The following is a 16948-nucleotide window of genomic DNA, read 5'->3' on the forward strand; positions in this document are numbered from 1 at the left end:
GTCAGCGCACGCGCGCGGCGTGGTGACGGCGCTTGGCCGCGTACATCCGGTGGTCGGCCTCGCGGAGCAGGTCGTGGGCGTCCACCCTGCCGCCGGGCGGCACGTCGACGTCGCTGGACGACACGGCACCCACGCTCGCGGACACGCGGTCGAGCGCGCGCACGGCGTCGTCGTCCGTCCCCGAGGGACGCCGGGAGGTGGGCGACCGGTCCGCGCCGGCGGTGAACGGCGCCGAGAGGGCGCAGCGGAGCAGGTCGCGCAGGTCGGCCGCCGCGCGGGCGCCGGCGGCCCTGGGCCCGGCGTCGGTCACGAGGACCGCGAACTCGTCGCCACCGAGCCGTGCCACGACGTCTTCGGCCCGCACGGCGTGCCGCAGGCGCTGCGCCACCGCCACCAGCAGGGAGTCGCCCGCGGCGTGGCCGGAGGCGTCGTTGACGGCCTTGAAGCCGTCGAGGTCGCAGAACGCCACCAGCACCGAGCGCCCCGGCGCGTCGGCGTCGTCAGCGGCGGCGGCGTCGGCGGCGGCGTCGAGTGCGGACTGCAGCGCCCCGGTGAACGCCGTGCGGTTGGCCAGCCCGGTGAGCTGGTCGGTGTAGGCCAGGTGCGCCAGCGCGGCCGAGCGCTCCTGCAGCTGGCGGGCCAGCCGGGAGTTCTCCGCCACCACCAGCCCCTGGCGCAGCACCAGCGCCGTGGTGAGCAGCAGGGTGCCGCCCAGCTCCACCAGGCCCAGCTGGCGGTGGGTCGCTTCGAGGAGCACCGCGGGGACGGCGACCACCAGCGGCAGGTACGGCAGCGCGGCCAGCGGTCCACCGGCGCGCGGACGCTCCCGCGCCACCGGCACGCCGTCCTCGGCCACCGCGGCCCCCACGAAGGCGACCAGCGCGACCGCGTAGCCGACGGAGATCCACCCGCCCGGGGCGAAGGTGCCCGACCGGACCATGAGGAGGTAGGCGACCTGGCAGGTGGCCATGACCACGCTGCCGCCGGCCAGCAGCGCCAGCGAAGGCGACGGGCGGCAGCGCACCGCGAGGGTCAGTGCCGCCGTCACGAGCACCACGGCGCCCACCACCGTGCTCGCCGTGAAGACGACGGCGGCCAGCGGGACGTCCCCGCGCCCCAGCGCCGGTCCGAGCACGGCGAGCCAGCTGAGCACGAACAGCCCGCCGCCGGCGAGCAGCCCGTCCAGCAGCGTGCGCACGCGCGGCACGGGCGGGTGGACGGCGCGCACCGCCAGCACCACCGCCAGCGGTGCGAGCACGGCCGCGGCGATGTAGCAGGCGATGGTCCCCGGGTCCTGCCGCGGGTCACCGCCACCCCACACCTCGACGACGGCGAAGCGCCCCTGCGCGGTGGAGTAGCAGGCCATGGCCGCCGTGAACACCACCCACGGCGCGGTGGCGCGCCGACCGCCCCCGGCGCGGGCGATGCGCACGCAGCGGACGGCGAACAGCACCAGCACCGCCACGGCCAGCGCGAGCAGCAGCAGGTCGACCACGGCCTGCGCCTGCTCACCGGGCACGCCCAGGGCGTTGCGGAGAGGGCCGACAGCAGCCATGACCAGGGCGGACGCGCAGCCGAGCCCGCTGACGGCCAGCAGCCGGCGCCGGGTGCCGGGACGGTGCGGCCGCGGGGGTCCAGCGGGAGCGGGACCCTGCGCGTCGGTCATCCGTCGGCGGTGCACCCCCCGGTCATCGGCCTCCCGGCCGCCCACCTGGAGGGCCAGCCGCGAGCGGGCCTCACGGTGACCCTCGCAGCACGAACGTGCCGACCAGCTGCGGAAGCACCGCGAGGGCCGGGTCGTCGTCGTGCGACCACAGCCGGAGCGGCACCTGGTGCGGCAGCGGCCGGCCGGAAGCGTCGACGTCGACCACCCGGGTGCGCGGCCAGCTCCCCCGCAGCTCCCCGTGCGGGACGCCGCGCCGGCGGGCGTCGGCGGCGACCCGGCGCAGCTGCTCCTCGACGGCGGCCGCCGCCACGGCGGACTGCGGGCGGCAGCGGCGCAGGGCCACGTCGGCGGCCTCGGAGAAGGCGTCGGGGGCGTGCACCCAGGCTCGGGCGAGCACCTCCAGCGGCGCCACGAGCGCGGGGTGGGCGAGCTCCGCGGCGGCCTCTAGGTGCAGGAGCCCGATCGGCCCGGGCCGGCTCAGGACGACGACGGCGGCCGCCAGCGCCCGGTCGTCACCCGTGGCCGCGAGGGCGCGCAGTGCCTCGTCGCGGGTGTCCTCGTGGGGGTCGTCCAGGCGCGCCGCGAGCGCGTCCCGGGAGGCGGGGTCGTCGGCCTCGTCCAGCCCGAGGGCGAAGCAGGCCCAGTCCCTGACGTCGTCGACGGGGTCGGCGGTCATCGGGACCAGAGCGGCGACCACCTCGGTGCGCAGCGGCTCGACGTCGACGCCACCGGCGAGCGCCCGCGCCACGGTGCAGCGCACCTCGGGGTCGGGGTGACCGGCCCGGGCCAGCGGGAGCAGCAGCTCCGCCGCGCGCGGTTCGTGCGCCAGGCCGAGGGCGGCGACGACGTCGGCCAGGGCGTCGTCGTCGCCGTCGTCCCAGGTGCTGCGCAGCAGGGCTGCGAGCTCGGGCAGGGCCGCCTCGACGCGCTCGGGGTGGCCGTTGACGAGGGCTGCGAGCTGCTGCGCGCGCCGGGCTGCCGCACTCGCCGGCGTCTCGAGGTCCACCCGCTCAGGCTGGCGCCCCGCGCGCTGGCCCGTCACCTGGTTTCCGTGTCGGGCCGGGAGGGCCGGGAGGGCCGGGAGGGCAGGCCCGGGTCAGGCCAGCAGGTCTCCCCACCGCACGTCGTCGACCGCCAGTACCAGGACGTGCCCGTCACCGTCCGCCCAGATCGAGAGGTGCGTGAGCCTCGTCGCGCGGCGCCTCACCCTCGGGGCGCCCGAGGCGACCAGGGACGCCACCTCCTCGGCGTCGAACCAGAACCAAGTCGTACCGCAGCTTCCGCCGCAGCCGCAGGGGTCCCACACCACGCGCGCGCCCCCGGCTGCCGCCGCGAGCGCCGCGGCGGGGCTGACGTCGTGGGCGGTCCGGCGGTGCTCTCGACCGTCGGGGTCGACGAGGTGGCCGCTGGCGTCGATGCGTCCGCGGACGGGTTCCGGCGCCGGCGTCCGGGGCGAGCTGCGGACCGCGTCCAGCGTCTCGGCGAAGGTCGCCTCCCTCCTCCTGCCTCGCACCCGGCCATGGTGGTGCGCGGGCGGCTCCGGGTCACCCGGGTTTCGACGCGGCGGGCCGCCGAGGTGCGCGCGGGGTCGACGGCTCGTCGTGGACCGCCATCCTCAGCCGACGCCGGGCACTGCTGGCGCGACCGCGCTGTCGGTGCCCGCGCCTACCGTCGCGGTTCGTGGAGGACCCGACGACACGACGCCTGCCGCAGCGGCTGCAGCCCGGAGACCGCGTGGTGGTGCTGTCACCCAGCAGCTGGCCCGAGGACCCCGGCCACCTGGAGGGGATGCTCGACGACCTCGCGTCCTGGGGGCTGCGCCCGGAGCCGAGCGCACACGCCTTCGGCCGCCGGGGGTACATGGCCGGCACCCCCGCGGACCGCCTCGAGGACCTCAACGGCGCGCTGCGCGACCCCGGCGTGCGAGCGCTCGTGGCCAGCCGCGGCGGGTGCGGGGCGCTGCGGCTGCTGGCGGGGGTGGACCGGTCCGCGCTGGAGCGCGATCCCAAGCCGCTCGTCGGCTACAGCGGCATCACCGCCCTGCACCAGGTGTGGCGGCGATCGGGTGTGCCCGGCGTCCACGGCGCGGTGCACGGCGCTCACCGGGACCTCGTGCGCTCACAGCTGCTGGACGCGGCGTCCACCACCGCGACCAGCGACCCGGCCTCGCTCACGACCGCGCTGACGACCAGCGGCGTGGCGCGCGGCGACCTGGTGGGCGGCAACCTCGAGCTCATGGCGCGCACGGTCGGCGTCGTGGACGTGCGCTAGGAGGGCTGCCTCCTGCTGCTCGAGGCGAACCGCGCGGCGGGCCTAGGCATGGTGGACCGGGCGCTCACGCAGCTGCGCCTGTCCGGGGCGCTCGACGGCGTGGCCGGGGTGGCGGTGGGCAGCTTCGATGAGTTCGCGGGGTTCTCCGACCGCAGCTGGACGGTGCTCGACACGCTCCACGACCTGCTCGACGACCTGGGCGTGCCGCTGCTGGGCGGCCTGCCGCTGGGGCACCTGCCCGACCCGGTGCCCGTGCCGGTGGGCGTTCCCGCCGTCCTCGACGCCGGCGCCGGCACCCTGGTGGTCGCTCCCGCGGTGCGCTGACCGCTCGCCGGCTGCGCTGCGCAGCTAGTGACCGCCGGCCTGCCGGCGGATGCCGTCGAGCAGCAGGTCGAGCCCGGCGACGAACACCTCCTCGTCATCATGGGTGGCGAACTCGTCGACGATGTGGTGGACGAAGGGGTACTCCGTTTCGGGCAGCGAGCGCCACTCGTCGACCGCCTCGTCGAGGCGCGTCGTGTCGTCCCGGTCGACGGGGGCCAGGTCGTGCGCGGCGCCGTCCTCGGGGTGGCGGCCGAGGTCGGACGCGACCCCGATGACGTACCCCGTGACCGCCGAGACGGCGTGGAACCGCTGGCGGGCCGTGAGGTCCAGGCGCATCGCCTGTTGGCCCATGCGCTCGTAGAGGCGCAGCGCGTTGGGCTGCAGCCCGGAGTCGCGCTGGAAGTAGGAGCCCAGCCAGGGCCGGGAGGCGATGACGCGGTAGAACGCCACCGCCATCTCGCGGAGCCCCTCCACCGGGTCCTCCGCGCGGGCCGCGCCCTCGGTGGCCGCGAGCACGTCGGTGAGCACGTGGTCGCTGGCGCGGGCGACCAGCTCGTCCTTGCTGGAGACGTACCAGTAGATGCTGCCCACTCCCCCGCCGAGGCGGGCCGCGAGCGCGCGGAAGGTCAGCGCGGACTCCCCCGCCTCGTCGAGCAGGGTGACCGCCTCGGAGACCACGGCCTCCAGGGAGTGCGAGGCGCGCTGGCGCGTGCCGACCCGTCCCGGCCGCGGCTGCGGACCCGCTGCGCGAACGGACCCGGGGGTGGTGCGTGCGTCCGCCATGCCGCCATCACACCACATGCTTGCGCAACGACCGAACGTCGTTCTATCTTGACCGAACGCCGTTCGATCCAGCGGCGGAGACCGCTCCCGAGAGGAGGGACGCCATGAGCCCCAGCACCGCCAGCCCCGCCCAGACGCCCACGACCGACCCCACCGCGCCGACCACGACGACCACGACGTCGCCCCGCACGTACACGTCGCTGACAGCGGCGTGGGTCCCGCTGCTCGCCCTGTGCCTCGCCTTCTTCGTGGAGATGGTCGACAACACGCTGCTGACCATCGCCCTGCCGACCATCGGCCGGGACCTCGGCGGCAGCACCACCGCCCTGCAGTGGGTGACCGGCGCCTACTCCCTGACCTTCGGCGGCCTGCTGCTCACCGCCGGCTCGATGGCCGACCGCCTCGGCCGCCGGCGGGTGCTGCTGGTCGGGCTCGCCGTCTTCGGCGTCGTCAGCCTCTCCGTGGTCCTCGTGACGACGACGAGCGAGCTCATCGCGGTGCGCGCCGCCCTCGGCATCGCCGCCGCGGCCATGGCCCCCATCACCAACTCCCTGGTCTTCCGGCTCTTCGACGACGAGGCGCTGAGGATGCGGGCGATGACCGTGATGATCGTCGTCGGCATGAGCGGCTTCGTGCTCGGCCCGCTGCTCGGCGGCACCGCCCTGGCCCACGTCAGCTGGCAGTGGCTGCTGCTCGTCAACGCCCCCATCGCCGCGCTCGCCTGGGTCGGTGTGCGGCTCGGCGTCCCCGCCGACCGCCGAGAGGACCTCACCGACGACCGGCTCGACCTGCCCGGCGCCGTCCTGTCCACCGCCGCGATCGGCCTGGCCTGCTACACCCTCACCAGCGGCATCGAGCACGGCTGGCTGTCCTTCGCCACTACCGGCTCCGCCCTCGGCGCCGTGCTCGCGCTGGTCGCGTTCGTCCGCCACGAGCGCCGCACCGCCCAGCCGATGCTCGACCTCGCGCTCTTCCGCGACGGCACCATCCGCGGTGCGTCGGTCGCGCAGGTCGGCACGTCCATCGCCATGGCCGCGGTGATGTTCGCGCTCATCCTGCACTTCCAGTACGCCTACGGCTGGAGCCCCGTGCGCGCCGGCCTGGCCAACCTGCCGCTGATCGTCACCATGGTCCTCGCGACGCCCCTCTCCGAGCGGCTCGCGCGGCGCTTCGGCCACCGCGTGGCCTGCCTCATCGGCGCCGGGCTGCTCACCGCCTCGCTCGCTGGCCTGGCGGTCGGCGTCGACCACGGCTACCCCGCCATCGCCGCCTGCATGGTGGTCATGACGGTGGGCCTGCGCACGGTGATGACCATCTGCGCCGTCGCCCTCGTCAGCGCCGCGCCGGAGAACCGCACCTCGCTGGCCGCGTCGCTCAACGACACCGCGCAGGAGGTCGGCTCCAGCATCGGCACCGCCGTGGTCGGCACCCTCATCGCCGCCCTCGTCACCGCCACGCTGCCCGCCGGCACGTGGAGCACCGCGCTGGTCAGCTCGTTCTTCCACGGCGAGCGGGTCGCGTTCACGGCGCTCGCCGTCGTCGTCGGGCTGGTGGCAGGAGCCGGGGCGCTGTCGCTGACCAGCTCCCGCAGCACCGAGGAGCACCCCGCCCCGGCCAGCGACCCGGCGGTCACCCCCGCGGCGTGAGCCCCAGCGCTCCCGCGAGCGCCCCCAGCGCGCCGGCCACGTCGCTGCCAGCAGGCACCACCTGCACGCAGACGTGGTCGGCGCCGGCGTCGAGGTGGGCGCGCACCCCCGCGGCCAGGGCGGCGGCGTCCCCGTGGACGACGATCGCGTCCACCAGGCGGTCGCTGCCGGGCAGGGCGGTGTCGGCCTCGGTGAAGCCGCCGCGGTGCATCGTGGAGGTGTAGTTGTCCAGCTGCAGGTAGCGCGAGAGGAAGTCGCGGGCTGCGGTGCGGGCCGCGGCCTCGTCGGTGCTGTCGTCCTGGAGGACCACCGTCTGCTCGGGCGCCACGAGCACGCCCTCCCCCAGCGCCTGGCGCATCTGCTCGCTCTGGGAGGGCACGGTCAGGTACGGGTGCGTGCCGACGGCGCGGGCCGCGGACATCGCCAGCATCTTCGGTCCCAGCGCGGACAGCACCCGGGCCGAGGCCGGCACGCCGCGCTCGTCGAGCACGTCGAGGTAGCGGCTCATCGCCTCCAGCGGGCGCACCCGCTGCGGCGTGGCCTCGCGGTGGCCGGAGCCGATGCCCAGCAGCAGCCGGCCGGGGAAGCGCGCCTCGACGCGGTGGTAGGCGTCGGCCAGCTCCGCCGGGTCGGTCATCCAGATGTTGGTGATCCCGGTGGCGACGACGAGGGCGTCCGTGGCCTCCAGGAGCCGCTCGGCGGCGTGCAGGTCCGCCGGGGGTGAGCCGCCCAGCCAGAGGGTGCCGTAGCCGAGGCGCTCGGCCTGCGCCGCCAGCGCCGGGTCGGTGTCGGTCGCTCCACGCCAGACGCCCACGGCGCCGAGACGGTCCTGCCAGGTCATGGGACCAGCCTGCGGCCGGAGCCGAGCCGCGGCCACCCGTCGCGCCGTCGTGGTGCGGAGGTTGATACGCAGGCCCGGGTGCGGAACGATCGGGAGCCCGGCGTCGAGGAGGACCCGTGCTCCCCCAGTTCCCGCTCCCCACCTGGATCGACGGCTCCGCCAGCGCGGTGCCGCTCATGGCCCTCATCGGCTGGGCCGCCTTCGTCGTCCTGCTGGTGGTCGGTGCCGTGGCCGCTGCGCGCGAGCTCGCGCGCCGCCGCCGGGTGGCTCTCGCCCACGCGGTGGCCGAGGGCCGGGCCGGCGCGGCACCCGAGCGCGCGGGGCGCCGCGTCAGGCGGTGAAGCGCACGAAGGAACGCAGCGACCCGTAGGGCGCCTCGCCGGCCTGCGTGAAGCCGAGCGAGGCGTAGAACGCCCGCTGGCCCGGCTCGTCGTCGGTGAGCAGCACCTGCTGGCGCACGCCGCCGAACGGCCTCAGCACCGCGCGGACGAGGGCCGTCCCCACGCCGCGGCGCTGGTGGTCGGGGTGCACCAGCAGGTCCTGCAGGTAGACGATGCTCACCCCGTCGGAGACGACGCGGGCCAGCCCCGCCAGCTGCTCGTCGCGGCGAGCGACGACGACGCGCGTCGACCCGGCCAGCGCCGCCGCCAGCTGCGCCGGGTCGTCGGCGTACGCGCTCCACCCCACGGCGCGGTACAGGTCGACGACCTCGGCGAGGTCGGTCCCCGCGAGGTCGAGGTCGGGGCCCCCGTCCGCCCCCGCCAGGTAGACCGACGGCTCCGCCTCCCCGCGGAGCTCGGCCTGGTGCTCGCGGTGCACCACGCGCTGACGCGCACCGTCGTCGAGAGCCGCGACGACGGCCGGGTCGTCGTCGCGGCCGAGCACCTCGACGACGTCGTCGGTGAGGTCGTCCTGAGCGGCGAGGTACCACCGCTCCACCCGTGAGCCGTGCCGGGCCAGGCGCAGGGCGCGCTCGTGGTCCCAGGGGAGCCCGTCCCTCGGTGCATCGCGACGCTCCACCGCCAGGTGCAGCGAGCACGGCGCCGCGAGCGCCCGCAGGTGCTCGGGGGGCGGCGCCCAGGGGTGGCTGCTGGCGTTGAGCGACACCTCCACGTCCGACGTCGTCCAGCCCGGCCAGTCGAGCCGGTCCGGGTCGACCTGGTGCACGAGGGGCCGGCCGGGTCCTGCGCTGCCCAGGTGCCGGGCGAGGAGGGTGAAGGCGCCGTGGACGACCTCGCGCTCCCCCTCGGTGAAGACGCTGAGTCTCGGTGGGTGCGCGGAGGAGTGGACGCTCCACTCGCGGTGGCTGGGACAGGTCCATCGGCCTCCGCTGCGCTCACGCACCCAGCCCGCCTGCTGGAGGCCGGCGGCGAGGCTGTCGGCGTGGTCGAGGAGGCCTGCGGTCACCGCCGCCCGCAGGAGGTCCAGCACCGGCCCGGGGACGTCAGGAGCGGTGAGCAGCGCTCGTCCGATGGTCATCCCGTGATCCTCGCGGACGACGCGCCAGCTCAGTAGGCCATGTCCATCACCGCGCGGACGTCGGCGAGCGTGGCGTCAGCCACCTCGTTGGCCCGCGCGTTCCCCGCGCGCAGCACCTCCAGGAGGGCCCCCGGGTCGGCGACGAGCTCCGCGCGGCGCCGCCGCAGCGGACGCAGGTGCTCGTTGACGACGTCGGTGACCAGCACCTTCAGCGCCCCGCCGCCACCGCTGCCCACCTCCTCGGCCAGCGCCTCCGGCGCGCGCCCTGACAGCAGCGAGGCGAGCAGCAGCAGGTTGGCGACCTCCGGGCGGCGACGGGGCTCGTAGGTGATGTGCCGCTCGCCGTCGGTCTTGGCGCCGCGCAGGAGCCGCGCCGTCTCGTCCTCGCTCGCGCGCAGCTCGACGGCGTTGCCGCGGGACTTGCTCATCTTGGTGCCGTCCGTGCCGAGCAGCACCGGAGCGGCGGTGAGCAGCGCGTCGGGCTCGGGGAAGAACGGCTCGCCGCCGGCGTAGCGCTCGTTGAAGCGGCGGGCCACGGTCCGCGTGACCTCCAGGTGGGGCAGCTGGTCCCGCCCCACCGGCACCAGACCCGCTCGGCAGAAGAGGACGTCCGCGGCCTGGTGCACCGGGTAGGTCAGCAGCAGGCCCGACAGCGGACGGCGGCCCGTGGCCTCCAGCTCCGCCTTCACCGTGGGGTTGCGGCGCAGCTCGGCGTCCGTGACGAGGCTGAGGAACGGCAGCAGCAGCTGGTTGAGCGCAGGCACGGCACTGTGCGCGAAGACCGTCGTCCTGCTCGGGTCGATGCCGGCGGCCAGGTAGTCGGCGACGAGCCCCAGCACCGTCGGGGACAGCGCGCCGACGCCGTCGCGGTCGGTGATGACCTGGTAGTCGGCCACCACCAGCACCACCTCGGCGCCCGCGTCCTGCAGCCGGACGCGGTTGGCGAGCGTGCCGACGTAGTGGCCCAGGTGCAGCGCACCGGTCGGCCGGTCTCCGGTGAGCACGCGGAAGCGCGTCGGGTCCGCGGCGACCTCGGCCTCGAGGGCGGCGCTGCGGGCGGCGGCGACGGCGAACGACCTGTCAGCCGCAGTCGCGGCGCCGGTGGAGGTGGTGCTGGTGGGGGTGGTGGTGGGGGTGGGGGTGGGGGTGGGGGTGGTGGTGGGGGTGGTGGTGGGGGTGGTGGTCGGGACGGACATCGCAGGGCTCCAGGTGGGGTGGGGAGCTGCCTGCGGGGGTGCCGCCGTGCGGGGTGCGCGCCGGGCTGTCCTCAGGACAGCCCGTGGGGTCGGGTCAGGGCCGTCGCGAGGACGGCCACCACCCGGTGCGGACGATCAGCACCCGAGGACCGTACCCACCCGCCGCCGGGGCGTCCACGGCTCGCGCGTGCCAGCCTGGGGCCGTGTCCGACAGCGCTCCGGCCGCCGAACCCTTCGCCGTCCCCCTCGCCGACGAGCGCACCCAGCTCACCGCGTTCCTCGAGCACTACCGCGCCGCGATCGAGGCGACGCTCGTCGGGCTGGACGCCGAGCAGGTGCGCCGCCGGCTGGTGCCGTCCGCCACCACGCTGCTCGGGCTGCTCAAGCACGTCACGTGGATGCAGCGGGTCTGGTTCGAGGAGTGCGTCGGCGGCACCCCCCGCGCACAGCTCGGCACGGTCACCGCGGTGGAGCAGACCTTCCAGCTGGACGACGACGACACCGCCGCCTCGCTCATCGCCGCGCACCGGCGTGCGTGCGCCACCGCCCGCGCGCTGGTGGCCGACCGCGACCTCGACGACGTCGTCACCGGCCACCCCGGCGGCCCCCGCACGCTGCGCTGGGTGCACCTGCAGGTGCTCCGCGAGCTGGCCCACCACTGCGGGCACGCCGACATCCTCCGCGAGCAGCTGCTCGCCGCGCCGCGCCCCTCGGAGAGCCCCTCGGAGAGCCCCACCGGGACCTGAGCGACCAGCCCCACCGGCGCCGAGGCTCGTCGGCGCGCCACCTGGTGTTCACCAGCGCGTCCCTCGAGCGGCCGACGTCCCTGCCGATGATCATCGTGTGAGTGCTGATCTCCGCGCTGCTCTCGGCGACAGGACCGGCGGTGCCGGCGACGTCGCCCCCCTCGTGCGACCCGTGGGGGTGCTCGACCCGACGGACCCCTGCGAGGACGTCGACCAGGCCTTCCGCACCGACCCTGCGCTCGGCTGCCTGGCCGTGCGCCCCCGCGCGGAGGACCCCCACCGGCGCTGGGGCCTGGTCTCCCGCGGGCCGTTCCTCACCGCGATGGCGGGCCGGCTCGGGTACGGCCGGTCGGTGAACGCGCGCCGGCCCATCAGCGCCTTCACCGACTGGGACGCGCTCGTGGTCTCCCCGGGCACCACGGTCGCCCGGGCGGCGCAGCTGGTCCTGGCCCGTGACCGCGCCGCCCGCTACAGCGAGGTGCTCGTCCTCGCCGAGGGCGAGCACGACGACGACGGCGGCCAGCCGGGGCACCTGGAGGTGGAGGACGTGCTGCGCGACCTCGCCGCCGAGCTGGCCCACAAGGCGCTCACCGACCCGCTCACCGGCCTGGCCAACCGCGAGCACTTCCTGGAGCGGCTGGCCGCCGCGCACCCGCCGCTGGCGCTGGTCTACGTGGACGTGGACGACTTCAAGGCCATCAACGACAGCTTCGGCCACGCCACCGGCGACCAGGTGCTGCAGCGCGTGGCGTCCCGGCTGCGCGGGGCCGTGCGCCCCGGTGACCTCGCCGCGCGGCTGGGCGGGGACGAGTTCGCCCTGCTGCTGCGTCCCCCGGCGCCTGAGGAGCGGGTGGTCGCCTGGGCGCAGGAGGTGGGCCAGCGGCTGCTCAGCAGGCTCACCGAGCCCGTGCAGCTCGGGGGCCGCGTGCTCCCGGGGCAGGCCAGCGTGGGGGTGGCCGTCAGCACCGGTGGCTTCGACCCCACCGCCCTGCTGCACGAGGCCGACCTCGCCATGTACGGCGCCAAGGCCGCCGGCGGGTCCCGCTGCGCCGTGGTGGAGGGCGGCGCCGCGCCGTCCATCACCGCCGCGCACGCTCCCGACCGCACCGAGCTGCACGCCGCGGTGGCGCAGGGCAGGTTCCTCCTGCACTTCCAGCCGATCGTCGAGGTGGGCAGCGGCCGGCTCGCCAGCACCGAGGCGCTCGTGCGGTGGGACCACCCGCACCGGGGCCTGCTGCCGCCGGCGGCCTTCCTCGGGGACGTCGCCGCCGCCGGGTTCGGCGCCGAGCTGGACGCCCACGTGCTGCGCACCGCGCTGGCCCAGCAGGCCCGGTGGGTGGCCGCCCTGGGCGAGGCCGCGCCGCCGTGCGTGAACGTCAACCTGTCCGTGCCCGGACTGCTGCGCGGGGACCTCGTGCCCCAGGTGCTGGCCGAGCTGGACCGGGCGGGCCTGCCCCCGCGGGCGCTGCGCGTGGAGCTGCCCGAGATCGCGACCACCGCGCACGTGGCCGCCGCGTCCGCGTCGCTGTCGGCGCTGCGGGCGGCGGGGGTGGCGGTGGTCCTGGACGACGTCGGGTCGGGTGCCGCGGGGCTCGCGCACCTGCGGGACCTGCAGCTGGACGGTGTGAAGATCGACCGCCGGTACGTGATGGGCATGCTCACCGACGAGCGCGACGCGGCCGTCGTGCGGATGCTGGTGGAGATGGCCCACGGGCTGGGCGCCTCGGTGACCGCCGAGGGCGCTGAGACCCCGGCGCACCTGCAGGCGCTGCGCGACCTCGCCGCGGAGCGGCCCGGCCGCCGCCTGCACGCGCAGGGGTTCGCCATCTCTCGGCCCGTGCCGCCCGAGCAGCTCACCGCCGCGTGGACGACCGGGTGGGACCTGCCGGCACCCGCCCCCGCCACCGGCGCGCTCTGAGCGGGTCCCCGGCGGGCGCTGGGCAGCCCCGAGCAGCCCGTCAGGCGAGGAGGAGGACCGCCGGGCCGCCGACCCGGCTCAGCGGGAGCACCCACAGCGGGTCGTGGTCTCCGGCGGCACCTGACGGGGACGCCGGGTCCCAGGCGCAGCCGGCGGGGTCCTGGAGGGTGCGCAGGTAGACGTCACCGGCGGGTGTCGCGGTGAGGGCGTACACCCAGTACCGCTCCCCCAGCGACCCGGCCACCAGCAGGTCGGAGTGTCGCGCCCGCACCGACGGCTGGTGGGCGGACAGCAGCTGCACCTCGATGAGCCGCTCGGGCGCGCCGGCGGCGTCGAAGCTCAGGTAGCGGCGCCGCGACCAGAAGCGCGTGCCCCCGGGGACGGCGTCGCCCCACGCGGCCCGCGCGCGCAGCACGGCCTCGCTGTCGAGATCCTCCCAGGCGGCCAGCTGCGGGTCCACGAGACGTCGGCCCTGCTCGGCCTCCCAGCGCCGGACCACGGCCACCGGGTCGGCGCGCTCGACCAGCGAGCCCCTCTCCCGTGCCACCGGACCAGCGTGCGGGCCGCCGCTGGTGGGCGCCTGCGGAACCGCTGGATGTTCACCGAGCCGAAACCTGGCCGGCCGGCGCGTCGCCGGGGTGGCGCCTCAGCCGGCGGCGCGCGCCAGCAGCAGCCGGTCCTCGGTGGCCCGCACGGCGGCGATGAGCACCGGCCCGCGCTGGGCGTGGCAGCGGGACTGGGGGCTGCCGGGGCCGTGGCGCTGGAGCACCTCGGCGATGCGCTCGTGCACGGTGACCCGCCGCCCGTCGGGGGCGGTGGTCTGGTCAGCCCACGTCAGCGCGTCCGCCACCGGGCCCGACCAGTAGCCGGGCCGGCTGAAGGGGTCCAGGAGGTGGGCGACCTGGCGGACCCCCGCCACGAAGCGCGCACCGGAGTGGTGGGCCACCAGCCCCACCAGCGCCGGGGGCCACAGGCTGCGCTGGAGGTGCAGCGCGCCGTCGACCGGGTGGAAGCCGGTGTGGGCGACCGCCGGGGCGTAGCCGACGTCGTGCAGCCACGCCGCGGCCAGGAGGAGGTTCACCTGCTCCGGCGCCACGGCGTCCGCGCCCTCCGCCGCGCGCTCGGCCACGGCCTGCGTGTGCCGCCAGCGGCGACCGTCGTCGTCGACGGTGGCCAGCAGCTGCTCGGCCAGCTCCCGGGCCTGGCCGACCAGCTCGGCGTCCAGCGCCACGGTGTGCGCCTCCGCCCCGGCCCGGGCCAGCGGGGGGTCGGCAGGAGCGTCGGGCACCTGCGGGGACGGCGCGCCCAGGGTGGGGTGGAGCGCGCGCGCCACGGGCCGCAGGGGCGACCAGGCGGTGAACGAGGACCGTCCTCCAGTCGACATGACCACCAACGTAGCCGCTCCGGCCACGGCAGATCGCGGGCGACGAGTCCGTCCCCGCAGTGGACCCCGCTGTGATCCGCCAGGAGGGTGACCGCCGCGCGCCACCCGCTCTCCCCGGCCCGTTCACCGACGCGTCGCCCTCGCGGAGCAGCGTGCCTCCCGTGTCCGCGCAGCCCGGCCCTCCCTCCCCGCACGCCCGACCGTCCCTGCCGCGCCGGGAGGCGCTGGCGCTGGGTGGAGCCCTCGCCGCCGCGGCGGCCGCCGGTGCCGCCGGGCTCGCCGGCGCGCCCGGCGCCGCGGCAGCGGTGCCGGCAGCAGCGACCACCCCTGCTCGCCCCTCCGGCACCACGCTGGCGCGCACCCTGCTGCGCGGGACGCCGGGCGCCGGTGGGTTCGTCCGCCACGTGCTCGGCCCCGGGGAGCCGTACACGGTGCGCACGGACCTGGGAGGCGTCCCCTCCGCCGGTCGCGCCTCGACCCGGCGGGTGATGACGGCGTTCGTGCAGCTCACCGACGTCCACCTGCAGGACACGCAGTCGCCGGCCCGGTTCGAGTTCCTCGACCGGTACTCCGACGCCGACCCCTCGGTCCCCTTCCAGGCCGCCTACCGCCCCCACGAGATGCTCTCCACGCACGTCGGCGAGGCCACGGTGCGGGCCGTGAACGCGCTGAAGGGCGCCCCGGCCACCGGAGCGGCCCTCCAGCTGGCCCTCAACACCGGCGACGCCACGGACAACTGCCAGGCCAACGAGCTGCGCTGGTCGATCGACCTGCTCGACGGCGCCACCATCACGCCCGACAGCGGCAGGCCCGGCGTCTTCGAGGGCGTCGCGGACGGGAACGCCGCCACGTACGACACGCACTACTGGCACCCCGGCGGCACCCCGGCCGGGTCCAGCGGCGGCGCCGACGCCTACCGGGGCCAGCACGGCTTCCCGACCGTCCCCGGCCTGCTGGCCGCGGCCGTCCGCCCGTTCCGCGCCACCGGCCTGCGGATGCCCTGGTACGCCGTGCACGGCAACCACGACGGGCTGCTCACCGGCAACTTCCCGGTCTCTCCCGCTCTGGACGCCCTCGCGGTGGGCAGCGTCAAGCCGCTGGGCCTGCCGGCCGGTGCGGACCCGACGACCTTCCTGCAGCGGCTCCTCGCAGGCGGCGCCCCGGCGCAGGCGGCGCTGGCAGCAGCACCCGTGCGCACCGTCTCCCCCGACCCCCGGCGCCGGCTCGTCAGCCGCGCCGAGGTCGTGGCGGCCCACTTCAGCACCGCCGGCGCCCCGGTCGGCCACGGCTTCACCGCCGAGAACCGCGCGACCGGGACCGCCTACTACGTCGTCGACGCCCCGGCGGTGACCGCGGCGGGACGGCGGTCGGCGCCGGTGCGCTTCGTCGTCCTGGACACGGTCAACGAGAACGGCGAGGCCGACGGGTCCCTCGACGCGGTGCAGCACGCCTGGCTGGTGGCGACGCTGGCCGCGGCGCCCACCCGCCCGACCGTGGTGGTCAGCCACCACACCGCCGACACGATGGGCAACGCCCTGGTCGCCACCGGGGGTGACCCCGCGCCCCGCGTGCTGGGACCGCAGGTGCTCGCGACGCTGCTGGCCAACCCCCAGGTCATCGCCTGGGTCAACGGGCACACGCACACCAGTTCCGTGACCGCGCGCCCGCGCCCGGGAGGCACCGGAGGCCTGTGGGAGGTGACGACGGCGTCCCACATCGACTGGCCGCAGCAGGTGCGCACGCTGGAGATCACCGACAACGGCGACGGCACCCTGTCGATCTTCGGGACGGTCGTCGACAGCGCCGCCGCGCCGACCTGGAACGGCTCGCTCGCCACGCCGCTGGACCTGGCGTCGCTGTCGCGGGAGCTGGCGGCCAACGACCCCCAGGAGTCCGCCCGGCCCGACCCGGCCACCGACGGCCTGCGGGGCAGGGCTGCTGACCGCAACGTCGAGCTGGTGCTGCCCAGGCCCGCGGGCCTGGTCACCTGAGGCCGACCCGTCCGCTCACCCCTGCGGGGCGTGGGCCTGCAGGAAGTCGTAGACGGCGGGGGTGTCCACGCCGCCGAAGGAGCCCACCGGCGTGGAGGCCAGCAGGCTCGCGGGGGTGCGCGGGCTGGCCCACGACCTGCCCTGCCAGCGGGCCGCCACCTCCGGGCTCGCCTGCCGGCAGCACGCGGGGTCGGGGCAGCGCGAGGTGGACCGCTCGGTGGTGCCGCGCCCGCGGAACCACTTCACGTGCGCGTACGGCACCCCGAGGGCGACGGAGTGGTCCAGGCCCTCCCCGGCCGCGCCCGAGCCGGGCTGGGTGCGCGCGGTGCACCAGAACGTGCCCGCCGCGGTGTCGGTGTACTGGTGGTAGGGGCTGAGCTGGTCGGCGATGTCGAACACCGTCCGCACCGTCCAGTGCCGGCACACCGGCTGGCCCTCCACCGCGCCGAGCGCGTCGGTGGGGAAGCGCACGCCGTCGTTCTCGTAGGCCTTGAGGATCCGCCCGGCCCGGTCCACCTTCATGAAGTGCACGGGCAGGTCCAGGTGCACCGTGGCGAGGTTGGTGAAGCGGTGGGCGGCAGTCTCGTAGGGGACGGCGAACGCGTCGCGCAGGTCCTCCACGGACAGCTCCCGCTCGGTCTTCGCGCGGCGCAGGAACGCCACCGCGGACTCCTGCGGCAGCAGCAGCGCCGCTGACAGGTAG

Annotated in this window: 17 protein-coding genes; 7 read left to right on the forward strand and 10 right to left on the reverse strand. The window is 76.4% G+C overall.

The window, feature by feature from the left end:
- Window position 1 precedes the first annotated feature (1 nt).
- The 3 genes from H7K62_RS22085 to H7K62_RS06175 all read right to left on the reverse strand — a co-directional run bounded on the left by H7K62_RS22085 (window position 2) and on the right by H7K62_RS06175 (window position 3179).
- Entirely contained in the window at window positions 2-1666 is a 1665-nt protein-coding gene (locus H7K62_RS22085) for a GGDEF domain-containing protein (protein WP_186717003.1), read from the reverse strand.
- A gap of 70 nt (window positions 1667-1736) precedes the next feature.
- Window positions 1737-2672, reverse strand: a complete 936-nt coding sequence (locus tag H7K62_RS06170) for a HEAT repeat domain-containing protein (RefSeq protein ID WP_186717004.1) — start codon at window positions 2670-2672, stop codon at window positions 1737-1739.
- A gap of 90 nt (window positions 2673-2762) precedes the next feature.
- Complete coding sequence (locus H7K62_RS06175) at window positions 2763-3179, reverse strand: hypothetical protein (RefSeq protein WP_186717005.1); 417 nt, start codon at window positions 3177-3179, stop codon at window positions 2763-2765.
- Window positions 3180-3346: 167 nt separating this feature from the next.
- On the opposite strand from H7K62_RS06175, the gene H7K62_RS06180 reads away from it, so the two are divergent.
- Window positions 3347-3937: an LD-carboxypeptidase gene (locus tag H7K62_RS06180; protein ID WP_186717006.1), complete on the forward strand. Its 591-nt coding sequence runs from the start codon at window positions 3347-3349 to the stop codon at window positions 3935-3937.
- 48 nt (window positions 3938-3985) lie between these two features.
- Entirely contained in the window at window positions 3986-4261 is a 276-nt protein-coding gene (locus H7K62_RS06185) for a hypothetical protein (RefSeq protein WP_186717106.1), read from the forward strand.
- Window positions 4262-4285: 24 nt separating this feature from the next.
- Here H7K62_RS06185 and H7K62_RS06190 read toward each other — a convergent pair whose 3' ends face one another.
- Window positions 4286-5044 carry a TetR/AcrR family transcriptional regulator gene (locus H7K62_RS06190; protein ID WP_186717007.1) on the reverse strand — a complete coding sequence of 253 codons (759 nt, stop codon included), beginning with the start codon at window positions 5042-5044 and terminating at the stop codon, window positions 4286-4288.
- Window positions 5045-5148: 104 nt separating this feature from the next.
- Between H7K62_RS06190 and H7K62_RS06195 the strand changes: the two genes are divergently transcribed.
- The gene (locus H7K62_RS06195; RefSeq protein ID WP_186717008.1) at window positions 5149-6690 is read left to right on the forward strand and encodes an MFS transporter; all 1542 of its coding nucleotides are present in this window, start codon (window positions 5149-5151) and stop codon (window positions 6688-6690) included.
- On the opposite strand, the gene H7K62_RS06200 is transcribed toward H7K62_RS06195, so the two are convergent.
- The gene (locus H7K62_RS06200; protein ID WP_186717009.1) at window positions 6674-7531 is read right to left on the reverse strand and encodes a TIGR03620 family F420-dependent LLM class oxidoreductase; all 858 of its coding nucleotides are present in this window, start codon (window positions 7529-7531) and stop codon (window positions 6674-6676) included. The genes H7K62_RS06195 and H7K62_RS06200 overlap by 17 nt on opposite strands.
- A gap of 116 nt (window positions 7532-7647) precedes the next feature.
- Between H7K62_RS06200 and H7K62_RS06205 the strand changes: the two genes are divergently transcribed.
- On the forward strand, window positions 7648-7872 hold the full coding sequence (locus H7K62_RS06205) for a hypothetical protein (protein ID WP_186717010.1): 225 nt from the start codon (window positions 7648-7650) through the stop codon (window positions 7870-7872).
- Here H7K62_RS06205 and H7K62_RS21515 read toward each other — a convergent pair.
- Together H7K62_RS21515 and trpS are read right to left on the reverse strand one after the other, a co-directional pair.
- Window positions 7862-9010 (reverse strand): GNAT family N-acetyltransferase, encoded by a 1149-nt coding sequence (locus tag H7K62_RS21515; protein WP_222437136.1) that lies wholly within the window; start codon window positions 9008-9010, stop codon window positions 7862-7864. The genes H7K62_RS06205 and H7K62_RS21515 overlap by 11 nt on opposite strands.
- A gap of 29 nt (window positions 9011-9039) precedes the next feature.
- On the reverse strand, window positions 9040-10206 hold the full coding sequence (trpS, locus tag H7K62_RS06215) for a tryptophan--tRNA ligase (protein WP_186717011.1): 1167 nt from the start codon (window positions 10204-10206) through the stop codon (window positions 9040-9042).
- Window positions 10207-10409: 203 nt separating this feature from the next.
- Here trpS and H7K62_RS06220 point away from each other — a divergent pair, with 203 nt between their 5' ends.
- Both H7K62_RS06220 and H7K62_RS06225 read left to right on the forward strand, forming a co-directional pair.
- Window positions 10410-10952, forward strand: a complete 543-nt coding sequence (locus H7K62_RS06220) for a DinB family protein (protein WP_186717012.1) — start codon at window positions 10410-10412, stop codon at window positions 10950-10952.
- A 97-nt stretch (window positions 10953-11049) separates the two neighbouring features.
- Window positions 11050-12870 carry a putative bifunctional diguanylate cyclase/phosphodiesterase gene (locus tag H7K62_RS06225; RefSeq protein WP_186717013.1) on the forward strand — a complete coding sequence of 607 codons (1821 nt, stop codon included), beginning with the start codon at window positions 11050-11052 and terminating at the stop codon, window positions 12868-12870.
- Between the two features lie 40 nt (window positions 12871-12910).
- Here H7K62_RS06225 and H7K62_RS06230 read toward each other — a convergent pair whose 3' ends face one another.
- Together H7K62_RS06230 and H7K62_RS06235 are read right to left on the reverse strand one after the other, a co-directional pair.
- Entirely contained in the window at window positions 12911-13417 is a 507-nt protein-coding gene (locus tag H7K62_RS06230) for a hypothetical protein (protein ID WP_186717014.1), read from the reverse strand.
- 99 nt (window positions 13418-13516) lie between these two features.
- Window positions 13517-14254: an HD domain-containing protein gene (locus tag H7K62_RS06235; RefSeq protein WP_222437137.1), complete on the reverse strand. Its 738-nt coding sequence runs from the start codon at window positions 14252-14254 to the stop codon at window positions 13517-13519.
- Between the two features lie 161 nt (window positions 14255-14415).
- On the opposite strand from H7K62_RS06235, the gene H7K62_RS06240 reads away from it, so the two are divergent.
- Window positions 14416-16245, forward strand: a complete 1830-nt coding sequence (locus H7K62_RS06240; protein WP_186717015.1) for a TIGR03767 family metallophosphoesterase — start codon at window positions 14416-14418, stop codon at window positions 16243-16245.
- A gap of 15 nt (window positions 16246-16260) precedes the next feature.
- Here the strand turns inward: H7K62_RS06240 and H7K62_RS06245 are convergent.
- Window positions 16261-16948 (reverse strand): short-chain fatty acyl-CoA regulator family protein (locus H7K62_RS06245; protein WP_186717016.1); only part of this gene is annotated, 688 nt, incomplete at its 5' end.

This window comes from Quadrisphaera sp. RL12-1S, from assembly GCF_014270065.1.
In the GTDB taxonomy this organism is placed as follows: domain Bacteria; phylum Actinomycetota; class Actinomycetes; order Actinomycetales; family Quadrisphaeraceae; genus Quadrisphaera.

Coding starts and splice junctions, on each gene's coding strand:
- H7K62_RS06200 (WP_186717009.1), bottom strand. CDS start 7,531: ATGACCTGGCAGGACCGTCTCGGCGCCGTGGGCGTCTGGCGTGGAGCG.
- trpS (WP_186717011.1), bottom strand. CDS start 10,206: ATGTCCGTCCCGACCACCACCCCCACCACCACCCCCACCACCACCCCC.
- H7K62_RS06190 (WP_186717007.1), bottom strand. CDS start 5,044: ATGGCGGACGCACGCACCACCCCCGGGTCCGTTCGCGCAGCGGGTCCG.
- H7K62_RS06185 (WP_186717106.1), top strand. CDS start 3,986: ATGGTGGACCGGGCGCTCACGCAGCTGCGCCTGTCCGGGGCGCTCGAC.
- H7K62_RS21515 (WP_222437136.1), bottom strand. CDS start 9,010: ATGACCATCGGACGAGCGCTGCTCACCGCTCCTGACGTCCCCGGGCCG.
- H7K62_RS22085 (WP_186717003.1), bottom strand. CDS start 1,666: ATGACCGACGCGCAGGGTCCCGCTCCCGCTGGACCCCCGCGGCCGCAC.
- H7K62_RS06235 (WP_222437137.1), bottom strand. CDS start 14,254: ATGTCGACTGGAGGACGGTCCTCGTTCACCGCCTGGTCGCCCCTGCGG.
- H7K62_RS06195 (WP_186717008.1), top strand. CDS start 5,149: ATGAGCCCCAGCACCGCCAGCCCCGCCCAGACGCCCACGACCGACCCC.